At 70.3% G+C, this 12,414-nt stretch carries 12 protein-coding genes; 2 read left to right on the top strand and 10 right to left on the bottom strand.

From position 1 onward, the window contains the following. Positions 1-71: 71 nt before the first annotated feature. From ABZ749_RS16700 to ABZ749_RS16740, 9 genes are all read right to left on the bottom strand, one after another. A complete protein-coding gene (locus ABZ749_RS16700; RefSeq protein ID WP_357228546.1) occupies positions 72-575 on the bottom strand; it encodes a discoidin domain-containing protein in 504 nt (167 codons plus the stop codon). Positions 576-848: 273 nt separating this feature from the next. Further along, a complete protein-coding gene (locus tag ABZ749_RS16705; protein ID WP_357228549.1) occupies positions 849-1,928 on the bottom strand; it encodes a glycoside hydrolase family 19 protein in 1,080 nt (359 codons plus the stop codon). Between the two features lie 369 nt (positions 1,929-2,297). Beyond that, complete coding sequence (locus ABZ749_RS16710; RefSeq protein ID WP_357228552.1) at positions 2,298-3,056, bottom strand: MerR family transcriptional regulator; 759 nt, start codon at positions 3,054-3,056, stop codon at positions 2,298-2,300. A 50-nt stretch (positions 3,057-3,106) separates the two neighbouring features. Next, positions 3,107-5,362, bottom strand: a complete 2,256-nt coding sequence (locus ABZ749_RS16715) for a bifunctional diguanylate cyclase/phosphodiesterase (RefSeq protein WP_357228555.1) — start codon at positions 5,360-5,362, stop codon at positions 3,107-3,109. Between the two features lie 315 nt (positions 5,363-5,677). After that, entirely contained in the window at positions 5,678-5,911 is a 234-nt protein-coding gene (locus tag ABZ749_RS16720; protein ID WP_357228558.1) for a zinc-ribbon domain-containing protein, read from the bottom strand. A gap of 206 nt (positions 5,912-6,117) precedes the next feature. Continuing rightward, positions 6,118-6,987, bottom strand: coding sequence for an SRPBCC family protein (locus ABZ749_RS16725; protein WP_357228561.1), 870 nt, complete (start codon positions 6,985-6,987; stop codon positions 6,118-6,120). Further along, positions 6,980-7,537 (bottom strand): helix-turn-helix domain-containing protein, encoded by a 558-nt coding sequence (locus tag ABZ749_RS16730; protein WP_357228564.1) that lies wholly within the window; start codon positions 7,535-7,537, stop codon positions 6,980-6,982. The genes ABZ749_RS16725 and ABZ749_RS16730 overlap by 8 nt, the downstream gene beginning before the upstream one ends. Positions 7,538-7,638: 101 nt before the next feature. Then, positions 7,639-8,982, bottom strand: a complete 1,344-nt coding sequence (locus ABZ749_RS16735) for a class I SAM-dependent methyltransferase (protein ID WP_357228567.1) — start codon at positions 8,980-8,982, stop codon at positions 7,639-7,641. After that, the gene (locus ABZ749_RS16740) at positions 8,979-10,376 is read right to left on the bottom strand and encodes an FAD-binding oxidoreductase (RefSeq protein WP_357228570.1); all 1,398 of its coding nucleotides are present in this window, start codon (positions 10,374-10,376) and stop codon (positions 8,979-8,981) included. Before ABZ749_RS16740 ends, ABZ749_RS16735 begins: the two co-directional genes overlap by 4 nt. A gap of 93 nt (positions 10,377-10,469) precedes the next feature. Between ABZ749_RS16740 and ABZ749_RS16745 the strand changes: the two genes are divergently transcribed. After that, positions 10,470-10,940, top strand: a complete 471-nt coding sequence (locus tag ABZ749_RS16745) for a YbaK/EbsC family protein (RefSeq protein ID WP_357228573.1) — start codon at positions 10,470-10,472, stop codon at positions 10,938-10,940. Positions 10,941-11,004: 64 nt separating this feature from the next. Beyond that, positions 11,005-11,718, top strand: coding sequence for an RICIN domain-containing protein (locus ABZ749_RS16750; protein WP_357228575.1), 714 nt, complete (start codon positions 11,005-11,007; stop codon positions 11,716-11,718). Between the two features lie 48 nt (positions 11,719-11,766). On the opposite strand, the gene ABZ749_RS16755 is transcribed toward ABZ749_RS16750, so the two are convergent. Further along, the coding region (locus ABZ749_RS16755; protein ID WP_357228578.1) for an MFS transporter at positions 11,767-12,414 on the bottom strand (648 nt) is incomplete at its 5' end.

A 12,414-nucleotide genomic window follows, 5' to 3' on the forward strand; every position in this document is an offset into this window, starting at 1 on the left:
GCACAAGATGCCCAACGGCATCTGGACCTTCGGCGGTCCGCTCTCCGGCAAGCAGTACATCGACGAACTCGTCAAGACGTACACGGTGTGAGCGTCGACCCCTGGACGACGAAGTCCTTCGGATCGCGGGTCGGCGCGTCGTTGGCAGCGGTCAGCGAGTAACGCCGCACTGTCGCTGGCGTGGCCAGCTGGTAGGTCACCCAGCCGCTGGACGCGAACACGAGCCACTTCGTCGACGGGTCGTCGTCGGCGAGGTTCGCGGCGACCTCGCGCGGCTTGTTCTCGTCGCTCGCGGTCACGGCGCTGACCTGACCGAGCATGCTGCCCGGCAGGGTGGCGACCTTGCCACTGAGGTTGGCCTGTACGGGCTTTCCGCTGGGGCCGACCTCGACGGTGCTGGTGGCGGGCTGCGGGTCGGCGGACTCGAACGAGGAGGTGAAGTTGCCGGGGGTGGCGGGGGTGGGGGCGGCGTTCGCCGGGGGCGTGGCGACGAGCAGGCCCAGGGGTAGCAGGGCTGTTGCCGTCGCCGCGATCAGGCGGCGCGAGAGTGGACGCGCAAGGGGGGTGTGCGACATGAGGGACGGAGCCTTTCGACTCGAACCGGGTCGAGTTCGTCGAACGTCTGGGCAGTGTGGAGCGGGTGGTGGGCCGAGCCCTGACATCGTTGTCATGAGAGTTCGTGAGCAACGGGAGTCGAGCCTGTGGACTGCCGCTGATAGTTCCGGGCGCAACACGGCCGTGTCAACGGGTTGGCCGCGCCGAAACGGCAGCCGCCCGCACCGGGCCCGGCCGCCGACGTGCCGGGCCTCGACGCCGTCGGATGACGTACGCCGAGGCCCGGGCACGGATCAGCAGTAGAGGTTGGCTCCGGCGGACACGCCGAGGATGCCGACGAACTGCTGGTACCTGGTGACGCGGCTCTGCACCTGGGCGGGGTTTCCGCCGTTGCACTCGATCGAGCCGTTGATGCTGCGGATGGTCTGACCGAACCCGGCGCCGTTGACCATCGCATTGTGGGCGGTCATGGTGCCCGGCCCGTTCTGGGTCATCCAGTACCAGATGCCGGTCTTCCAGGCCACCGCGGCGTCGGTCTGCACCAGCCACGGGTTGGTCAGCAGCGGCAGGTTGAGCGCGTTGCCCGCGGCGTTGTAGTTGAAGTTCCAACTGAGCTGGATCGGCCCCCGCCCGTAGTAGGCGGCCTGCCCGGCGGGACACCCGTAGGGCTGGCCGGGGTCGCAGTAGTGCGGGTAGTTGGCGGTGTTCTGCTCGACGATGTGCACGAGCCCGCCGGTCTCGTGGTAGACGTTCGCCAGGAAGGCCGCGGCCTCCTGCCGCTGGACGGTGGCACTGCCGCTCTTCGCGAACGCCGGGTAGGCGCTGAGCGCGGCGACGAGACCGGAGTAGGTGTAGAAGGAGTTGCGACCCGGGAACATCTGGTTGAACTGGGCCTCGGTGACCACGAAGCCCCCCGGGTTGGTGGGCGGCGGGGTGGTCGGTGGTTGACCACCACAGGTGTACGGCTCCCAGTACCAGGTGCTGACAACGGGGTCGTACCCGGGATTGTCGTGCTCGGCGATGTAGTAGAGGCCGTTGGTGTACCGCACGATCGCCCCGGTGGCGTACCACGTCCCGGCGGCCCAGTTCGGGTAGGCGCAGGTCCCCCCGGTGGGTGGCGTGGTGCCGCCTCCGCAGGCGCCGAGGTCCTCCCAGACGCCGGTCGTGCCCGGCGGGGCCTCGTTCTGGGTCCACCATTTCGCCCGGTAGTTGCGGCCGTTGTGGGAGACCTGCGCGTCTCCCCAGTAGACGGCCGAGGCCTGCCACGACGCTGAGCAGGCCGCCGCCGACGCGGCGGTGGCCGGGACGATCGCGACCAGTCCGCCGGCGACGATCAGCGCCGCCAGCGCGACCAGCGCGCGGAGTCTTGTCATGTGGTTGCTCCTTCCTCGGGCCCCAGTGGCCGAGATCCGAGCCGGATATCGACGCAAGTGACTCTAACATCATCTGTTCACAGTCTTTACTAATTCATCGCCCTCGGACGACGGCAACTCCGTGGCCGGCCGCCGATACTTCCGATGAATTTCCGGATCAAGCGTCTCTCCAGCGCTGTAGCTGGCGTCGGTCGACTCCCCGGCAGATCAACGTCAGCGCAGTCATAACTGGCCACGGCACATGCATGCCCCACGAGCTGTCCTGCCCTGTTCCGGAGTGATTCCGGAACTTGTTGACGTGTTCGAATTCTCGCTGTAATACTCCGATCCACTGAGGTCGATGCGACAGCAGGCCCGGACCGCACCCCGTCACGCCCGGCTGATCGCGTTGGCGTGGATCGCCTCGTGCAGATAGGTGGCCAGCCCCACGGCGATGTTCTCGTAGTACGCCGTGAACCGCTCGTCGGCCAGGTACATGTCGGCCAACCCGGTCTGCATCTCGTAGGAGCACTCGTAGAACCAGCGGCTGATGATCTGCCGGTGCTCCTCGGCCAGGTCCATCACCTCCGGGCTGTCCGCCGGGGCGCCCGAGGCCATCAGCGCGACGATCCGCCGGCCCCAGTCCTCGTTCTCCGCCTTGATCCGCAGCCAGTCGTCCTTGCTGTGGCGGGATGCCCGACGGTTCGACTCCCGGTACGCGTCGGTGTCACCCCAGCGCTGCTCCGCCTCGGCCTGGTGTTCCTCCGGATCGACGTCACCGAAGACCTCGAACCGCTCCTCCGGCGTGAGTTGGATGTTCATCCTGCTCGCCTCCATCGCGAACTCGATCGCCGTGACCATCTCCTGCAACCGCTTGAGCCGTACCGTCAGCAGTTCGTGCTGCCGGCGCAGGTGCGCGGCCGGATCGGCCGCCGGGTCGTCGATGATCGCGGTGATCTCCTCAAGCGGGAAACCAAGCTCCCGGTAGTACAGGACGAGCTGCAGCCGTTGCAGGTCCGCGTCGTCGTAGCGGCGGTAACCCGCCGAGGTGCGCCCGCTGGGCGAGAGCAACCCGATCTCGTCGTAGTGGTGCAGCGTCCGCACCGTCACGCCGGCCACCTTCGCCACCTGACCCACCGTGTACGCCATGGTCCCCCTCCCTTCCGGGAACCAGGCTCCTGCCTGCCGCTACGTGAGAGTCAACTCCGATTCTGGCCCACCATCGCGGGGGCGTCCGGCCGGCCGTACAGATAGCCCTGGCCGCGTGGGCAGCCGATCGCGGTGACCGCCTCGTGCTGACGCTCGGTCTCCACCCCCTCGGCGACCACCGCCAGGTCGAACGCGCCGGCCAGGCGGGTGACCATCTCCACTGTCGCGTACGCCCGGTCGTCGGTGCCCAGTCGGGCCACGAACGACCTGTCGATCTTCAGCTCAGTGGCCGGGATGCGGTGCAGGTAGCTCAGCGACGAGTAGCCGGTGCCGAAGTCGTCGATGGCGATCCGGATACCCAACTCCCGGAGTTGGTGCAGCCGCTCCAGCACCGCCTCGGTGCCGTCGATCAGCGCCGACTCGGTCAACTCCAGGGTCAACGCCCGTGGTGCCAGCCCGACGGCGCTGGTCGCCGCGGTGACCGTGGCGATCAGGTCCGGCCGACGCAGGTGTGCGGCGGCGATGTTCACCGCGACGGTCGCCTCCGGTACCCGGCCCCGCCAGGTCGCGGCTGCCCGGCACGCCTCGTGGATCACCCAGCGGTCGATCGGCAGGATCAGCCCGGTCTCCTCGGCGAGCGGCAGGAACCTCGCCGGTGGCAACATCCCCAGCCGGGGGTGCCGCCAGCGCACCAACGCCTCGGCGCTGCGCACCGCGCCGGTGGTCAGATCGACGATGGGTTGGAACTCCAGGTGCAGCTGGTCCTCGTCGACAGCCCGGCGCAGGTCGGCGATCAACTCGGCGCGGGAGACGGCCGACTCGCGCAACGCCGCCGTGCACGTGCGGTACGCGGACTTCCCGGCCGCCTTGGCCGCGTACATGGCTATGTCGGCGTCGCGCAGCAGGTCGGTGTGGGAGGCGTGCTGCGGGCCGTACTCGGCGATACCGATGCTCGCCGACGGGTGCACCCCGACGCCCTCCTCGTCGTCGGAGGGTCGCAGCGCGTCCAGCAGCCGCTCGGCGAGCCGTTCGGGTGACACCGGCCGGTCGCCGTCGACCAGCACGGCGAACTCGTCACCGCCGAGCCGGGCGATGGTGCCGTCACCGTCGACGGCAGTGTGCATCCGGGCCGCCAGCCCGGTCAGCAGGGTGTCACCGGTGGCATGCCCGAACCGGTCGTTGACCTGCTTGAACCCGTCCAGGTCGAGCAGCAGCACCGCCACCGGTCGCCCGTCGCGCAGGGCCAGGCGCAGCCGCCGGTTGAACAACAGCCGGTTGGGCAGCCCGGTGAGCTGGTCGCCGTACGCGAGCCGGCGCAGCCGGGCCACCAACCGCAGGTTCTCGTTGGCCGCCAGCCCCTGCCGGACGGCGAGGGCGGCCAGCAACACCATCATGGTCACGAACACCAGCTGCGGGGTCTGCCCGGTGGGCCGACGGGCGAGCACCACCGCGACGATCGCCCCACCCACCGGCAGGTACGGCAGCGCCACCCGCCACCAGGGCGGCAGCGGCGACTCGGCGGTGTCGTCGGTGCCGTCACAGTCCGGTGGCGGCGGGTTGCGGGTGGCCAGGCCGATCAGCAGGTAGCTCAACGGCCAGCACAGGTCGATCGGGTGACCGGCGGTGTAGTCGGCGCGGGCGACCAGCGACACGTAGACGACGTCGGCGACGACCCGCAGGGTGAGGCTCGCCGCGAGGATCGTCATCGGCCGCCACATCGGCCGGGCCGGCCCGGACACCGCGACCAGGATGGTGAGCTGCATCAGGTCGAACATCGGGTACAGCAGCCCCAGCGTGCGCGCCGGGTCGGCCAGCTCGGCGGCGGCGACCCCACGGAAGACCAGCACCCAACCGATCGGCACCAGGGCCAGGGCGACAATCACCCCGTCCAGCAACGTACGGGCCCGCCCCACCGCGGTCCTCGGTGCCGACGGCGAGCTGAGCAGCGCGGCAGTGCCGGTGAGGATGCCGGCGGTGAAGACCACCCCGACCACCGGCGTGTGCGGCAGGTCACCGCCGACGAGCCGCTGCGCCGTCCAGATCGCCCGACCGATCGCGGCCAGCCCCATGGTGAGAGCGAGCAGCGTCCAGAACCGGCGCAGCGGCGCAGGATGCCGACGGGCCACCCCGACGCACGCGAACGTCGCCCAACCGGCGACGAGCATCGCGCCGATGTCGCTGGCCAGCGCGGCACCGGGCAACGCGGCGACCAGCCAGCCCGCTTCCAGCAGGATGACAGCAGCCGCGACGAAAGCACCGGCGGGGTTCAGCGTCCCCGCAGCCTGCTGTCCGTCCTGTCGGGACACGGTCGCTCCGGCTCTTTCGTCGTGCGTGCACCCTCGGCGGCGCCGGTCCACGGCAAACCCCGAAAGCCTAACCAGCGCCCAGAAACGCCGCCAGAGCCGAACGTTCACCCCGCTGCGGCTCCGGCCTCCGGTCAGCGGCCCGCAGATCGGTTCCAGGGTGAACGGGGCAGGGCGGTGCCGGCCAACGGACGGCGTGCGCGGCGGCGTCTACGCCGACCGGGGGTGCAGGGCGGGCGGGCAACGGTGTGCACAGCCACGTCGACCGAGGACGCCTGTCGACCGATCAGCCAGCAGAGGAAGCGTTCCATCGTCGGATCAGCCGACCGGAAGGCGCTCGGCGTCGGACCTGGCAACCTCGTACTCCGCCCCGCAGAACGTGCACTGCTGCGCGTACCGGGTGCGGATCGGGATGAGGGGAATGAAGAAGAGGGTGAATTTCGTCGAGCGGCGGGTGATCACCTGCGCGGCCTGGTTGCCGCAGTGGCGGCAGACCTGCTGCACGACACCGGACCGGTCGACCTTGGTACGCAGACCAAAGATGAAGAACATCGCCAGGCAGTACCCACCCAACCGCGAAAAGTCACCAGATCCCGGCAGCGGATCAGGGAAAGCCGGGCGACGGACGTACAAGATCGTGCTCGATCCTGGATGTAGTGGCTTCCGGGGCGAACGAGGCCACTACATCCCTGATCGAGCACGATCAAGGCGGGCGATCAACGCATGACGATCACGGTGACACGACCACAGTGCGGCTGTCAGCCTGCCGGCGCGGGCTCCAGGCCGGGGATCTCCTCGGAGAGCCAGATCGGCTGCCAGTTCGGCATCTCGTGGAAGCGACGCAACTCGAACAGCCCGGCAACCGACCCGCTCCAGGCCCCGTACGGCGGGTTGGCCTCGTCGAAGCCGCTCTGCACGAAGGTCAGCGTGGTCCGGCCACCGGACTCGGCCAGCTCCCAGCTCGTCACGCCGGTCGGACCCCAGTCGACGGACATCCGGCGGCCGGGCTCCAGGTCGACGACCTTGGCCGCGTAACCGGTCTCGAAGCCGCCCATGGCGTACCGGCCGCCGACCCAGGGCTCGATGCCGATCGGGTAGCCGAACCAGGCGCTGGCCTGCTCGGAGTCGGTCAGCGACTCCCACACCTTGTCGACGGGGGCGGCGATGACCAGCTCACCCCGCAGGTCGGCGGAGGTGAAGTCGGTGCGGGGCAGCAGTGGCCTGCCCTCCAGGTGGGCGGCCAGGTTGGCGATGGACAGCGCCCAGTACGTCTGGAGCACGCCCCGGATGGTGGAGCCGCTCATCGCCTCGGCGAAGTCGAAGTGACTCTGGATCAGCGTGAGCACCGTGCTGTCGGTGCCCTCGGCGGTCAACTGGAACTCGGTGGTGGTCTCCACGCCGTCGAGCAGCCAGCTGAAGCGCAGCGTGTCGTCGTCGGCGTGCAGGAGCCGCTGGTGCGGGGCGTCGCCTTCGGGCGTGTAGCGACCCCAGAACTCGTACCGCCGGGGCAGCTCGACCTCGGCGTGCTCGGCCAGCCAGAGACGCAGCTCGGCCGGGTCGGTCAGGGCCTGGCGGACGCGCCCGACGGGCGCGGAGAGACGGGCCTTGACCTTCATCGGCTCACTCATTGTCGTTCCCTTTCGGATAGCAGGCGACGGCCAGCTTGAAGGCATCTCCTTCGCTGCCGCCGTAGCGGGTGAACAGGTCTTGAAGCGCGGTTTGCAGGTCGTGCAGGAACTGCTGACGCTGCTCGGCCGGCACCCGGATCTCGCCGGAGACCCCGATCGAGGGCAGCTCTGGTGCCGCCCGGTCCAGGCCGGCGATGTCGGCCTGGACCTCCTCCATCAGGTCGAGCAGGTAGCCCAGGCTCAGTTCGTCGCGGGCCCGGCGCAGGCCGATCCGGCCGACGAGTCGCGGGGAGAGCCAGTAGGAACGGGCGGCGGCCTGGTAGATGCCTTCGGTGATGCCGCGGACCTTGCGTTCCTTGACCAGCTCGACGAGGCCAACCGCGACGAGCTGCTTGACGTGGTAGTAGACGCGCTGTGGCGTCTGGTCGAGTCGGGCCGCGACCTCGGTGCAGGTGCGCGGCTCGGCCAGTTGCCGCAGCACCTCGACGCGATGCGGCTTGAGCAGGACTTCGGCCTGCTCGATCTGCTCCAGGTACAGGACGTCTCTCATGGCAAAATCAGTTTGTACGTACAAAACTTCTTTGTCAATCGCTTCGCGAGAAGCCGCGCCGACTTTTCTCGACGCGGCCTCAGGCGACGGTCAGCAGGTGATCAGGGCAACCAGTCCGGCCGCAGCGGGTAGCCGCTCACTCCGTTCGGGCCGTTGTGGGTGGCCAACACCTGGTGCAGCTGAATGCCGTTGCGCTCGAACGCCATCCGCGACCCGGCCATGTAGAGCCCCCACACCCGGGCGGTGCCCGCGCCCACCTCCGAGACGCAGAAGTCCCAGTGCTCGACCAGGTTGCGACACCAGGCGGCCAGCGTCAGCGCGTAGTGCTGGCGCAGGTTCTCCTCGTGATGCACCTCGAACCCGGCGTCGTGCACCTCACTGACCAGTCGACCCGGACCGGCCAGCTCACCGTCCGGGAAGACGTACCGGTCGATGAACGCTCCCGAGCGGTGCGGCGCGCGGTTGTCAGCGCGGGTGATGCAGTGGTTGAGCAGTCGCCCACCCTGCCGCAACCGGCTGCGCAGCGCCCCGAAGTACGCCGGGTAGTTACGCACCCCGATGTGCTCGGTCAACCCGATCGAGGAGATGGCGTCAAACTGCTCGGCCGGCGCGTCCCGGTAGTCGAGGTATCGCACCTCCGCCAGCTCGGTCAACCCCTCCCGCTCGATCGCGGCCTGCGCCCACTGCGCCTGCGCCTTCGACAGGGTCACCCCGAGGGCCTTGACGCCGTACTCGCGGGCCGCGTGACGCACCATGCCACCCCAGCCGCACCCGACATCCAGCAGCCGCATCCCCTGCTTCAGCGCCAGCTTGCCCGCGACCAGGTCGTACTTCGCCGCCTGGGCCTGCTCCAGCGTGTCGTCAGGGGACCGGTAAACCGCGCAGGTGTACGTCATCGACGGGCCCAGCACCTTCTCGTAGAAGGCGTTCGACACGTCGTAGTGATGCGAGATGGCCGTGCTGTCCCGCACCCGCGAGTGCCGCATCCCGTTCATCACCCGCTTCCAGCGGGGCTGCGCCTCCTGCGGCGGTGCCGGCGGCGGCATCAGCCGCTCCCAGCCCAGCCCACGGACCAGCGCCAACCCCTCGGCAAGCGACGGTGGGCGTAACCGCAGCTCGTCCTTGAGCACCCGCAACGCCTCGTACGGGTCGCCCGGGTGCACACCCTGCAACGCCAGGTCGCCACTGACGTAGGCCCGGGCCATGCCCAGGTCACCGGGCGCGGTGAGCAGATAGGACAAACCCCGCTCGGATTGGATCGCCAGGGTGATGCCGGCGTCGGACGGGCCGACGGAACTGCCGTCGTACCCGGTGATCCGCACCGGCAACGGCCCCGAGGTGACCGCGCGGATGACATCCGCGACGGTCGGAACCGGTTGCCGGCCCCCCGCCGGTGGGGTGGCGGGGACGCTCGCCGCCCCCTGATCTCTGTCGGTCAGGCTCATGCTCGTGCTACCGCCTTTTCGTACAGTCCCGTCAGCCGGTGGTCCGGGTCGTAGCGGTCTTTCACCGCGCGCCACGTGTCGCCGCCGTAGAGGCGATCGAAGGCGTCCCGGTCGTAGTACGCGTCGGAGTAGAGCGACTTGTGCCCGCCCGACTCCGACACCCTGCGTTCGATCGTGCGGTTGACGTCGCCGTCGGCGGCGCCCGGCGCGATCGGCACGCTCCCCCAGAACCCGATGTTGACGTAGTCCTGCCCAGGCCGCAGCGGATACAGCGGCCAGGACCGCGCCGAACCGGGCCCCGCCGGCTCACGCAGTCGCAACGGACACAACCACACCGGGTTCATTCCCACCGCGCCGGCGAACCAGCGCAGGAAGTCGGCCGTACGGTCCAGCGGGATCTCCACGTCCTGCACGACCCGCTCCCGGGCCGGTTGCCCGCGCAGCCGGTCGATCCGGGCCGCCACCTGGTGGCGGTGCTCCAACCGGACCAGTCGGTGGTAGAAGTCGCTGCGCCGGTAACGCGCCGGCCAGAGCCTGCGCACGACCGGGTGCTGCGCGCCGAACGCCGACGAGCACCAGAACCAGTCGGTGTCCCAGCGCCACAGATAGTCGTACGCGGTGAGCACGTCGCGGGTGCGCTCGCGCAGCGACCGGTAGTAGATCGACTGACCGGTGTAGTCGCTGGGCGGGTCGGCCCCGTCGGTGAACGTGGCGAAGACCAGGTACGACTCGCCGGGGCTGAACATCACCCCGTCCATCGCGTCCACCGGTTCGCCGGCCCAGGACCGGGTGGCGGTCACCTCCGCGATCGCGTCGGTCAGCGCCTCCAGTCGGGTGAACCGGACGTTGCGCAACGCCACGTACCGGCCGACCGGTTGCAGCTCGATGCGCAGCCGGGTGGCGTACCCGAGGCTGCCCAGCGAGTTGGGGAACGCGGTGAACAGGTCGGCGTGCTCGCCGTCGGGTCGGGCGGTGACGATCTCGCCGGAGCCGGTGAGCACGTCCAACTCCTGGACGGACTCGTGCGGCAGGCCGTTGCGGAACGAGGTCGACTCGATCCCGAGGCCGGTCACCGCGCCGCCCAGCGTGATGGTGCGCAACTGCGGCACCACCAGCGGCATCAGCCCGTGCGGCAGCGTCGCGTCGACCAGGTCCTCGTAGGTGCACATGCCCTGGACGTCGGCGGTGCGGCCGGCCGGGTCGACCGACAGCACGCCGTTCAGGCCACTCACGTCGAGCCCCGGAGTCCGGGGTGCGGACCGGGGGCGGAACAGGTTGGAGGTGCGTTTGGCCAGCCGGACAGGCTCGCCAGTGGGCACCGCGGCGTACGACCGCCGCAGCGTGTCCACCGCTTGATCATGGTCAATGGGGTGATCCACACGCTCAGCGCGCATGTGATCACCTTACGCTCGCCTCTTGGAAAGCGTGGGATGTCGGCGGTGGCAGTTTCCCGTCCGGTGGCAGGCCCGACGGCTACCGTGGCGGGCATGCCATCGCCAGCGATCACCGCCCTGGACGCCGCCCAACTGCCGTATCGGCTGGTCAGCCACGGTGCCGTCGGCAGCCTCGCGGAGGCAGCCGCCGCCCGGGGCGTGACCGTCCCCGACGTGGTCAAGACAATTGTGGTCCGGCGCGGCGAAGACGATCACCTGTTCGTGCTCACCCCCGGCGACCGGGTCATCTCCTGGCCCAAGCTGCGCGCCCTGCTCGGGGTGCACCGGCTCTCCATGCCGGACGCGGCGGGCGCACTGGCCGCCACCGGCTACGAACGCGGCACCATCACCCCGTTCGGCGCGAGCACTGCCTGGCCGGTGATCGCCGACGAGCGACTGCGCGGCCGCGAGATCACCCTCGGCGCCGGCGAGCGGGGTCTCGCCATCGCGATCGACGCCGACGCCGCGATCGCCGCCCTCGACGCCACGGTGGCCGACGTCACCGACGAGCAGCCCACCCGCTGAGCCTCGCCGACCCCCGCACCGCCGGGCTGGCTCCGGCGCGACATCGTGGGTGAGGATGGCGCGTATGTCAGCGCCCGAGGAACGCCCCGACCCCGCCGGCACCGTCTACGGCGGTCACCGGGCACCTCGCTCCGGCCCACTGGCCGATCCGTTGCTGCGGGTCGCGGTGGCGGTCGGGGCCGTCGGCGTACTCCTGGGGGTCGTCTTCGCCACCGGGCTGCTCGACGGTGACGACGAGCCGTCGGTGCCGGCGTCGGTCGGTACGCCGTCCAGCGCGGCGCAGCCCAGCGAACCGGCCGGCGAGCCGAGCCCGACCGCACCGGCCGAGCCGTCACCGACCCCGTCGGCAAACACTCCGGCCGCCCCGCCCACCGGGCCCCGGGTGCTGCGCGCCACCTCGGGCCTCTGCCTGGGGCTCGACGGTGACGGTAAGGAGGCCAAGGCCGAGTTGGCCGTGTGCACCGGCACCCCGGAGCAGCAGTGGGTGGTCAGCCCGGCCGGCACGGGCGTGCTGTCGTTGACCAACGCCGCGTACGGGCAGTGCCTCGACGTCGAGGGTGGCAGTCAGGACGACGGCGCGCGGTTGCTGCAGTTCCCCTGCCACGGTGGGGCCAACCAGCAGTGGCGGTTCGGCGGGACCGGCACCAGCGCCGTCCTGCTCATCGCCGCGCACAGCAACAGGTGCGCCCAGGCCGACGACGACGCCGTCGAGGCGGGCGACGACATCCGGCAGCGACAGTGCGACGGCCGGCCGGCCCAGCAGTGGACAGTGAGCTGACCGGCCGACGCGTCGCACGTCCCGTGCGGCCGTCAGGTTCAGCGCGGTTCAACCCCGCAATCTCCACGCCCTGGGCGCGGTCGCGGCGACCAACACGGCCTCCGGCACCGGTCGGCCCGGTCGGCGGCGCAGCAGCAACGACAGCCCGGCGGCGCCGATCGACAGCGCACCCGCCACGTACCAGGCCATCGCGTAGTCGCCCAGCCGGTCCCGGACCAGCCCCGCGCCGGTGGCGGCGACCGCCGCGCCCAGTTGGTGCGCGGCGAACACCCAGCCGAACACCACAGCTCCGGCGCCACCGAAATACTCCCGGCACAGCGCCACCGTCGGCGGCACCGTGGCCACCCAGTCCAGGCCGTAGAAGACGATGAACACGAGCATGCTCGGCTCGGCGGTGCCGGAGAAGAGGCTCGGCAGCACCAGCAGGGACAACCCGCGCAGCGCGTAGTACAAGCCGAGCAGCAACCGGCTGTCCACCCGGTCGGTGAGCCAGCCGGAGGCGATGGTGCCGACAATGTCGAAGACCCCCACCAGAGCGAGCAACCCGGCCGCCGTGGTCTGGGCCATGCCGTGGTCGTGCGCGGCCGGCACGAAGTGGGTACCGACCAGGCCGTTCGTGGTCGCCCCGCAGATCGCGAAGCCTCCGGCCAGCAGCCAGAACGGTCGGGTCCGGGCCGCGGTGGCCAGCGCGCCGAT

The organism is Micromonospora sp. NPDC047753 (assembly GCF_040642735.1).
In the GTDB taxonomy this organism is placed as follows: domain Bacteria; phylum Actinomycetota; class Actinomycetes; order Mycobacteriales; family Micromonosporaceae; genus Micromonospora.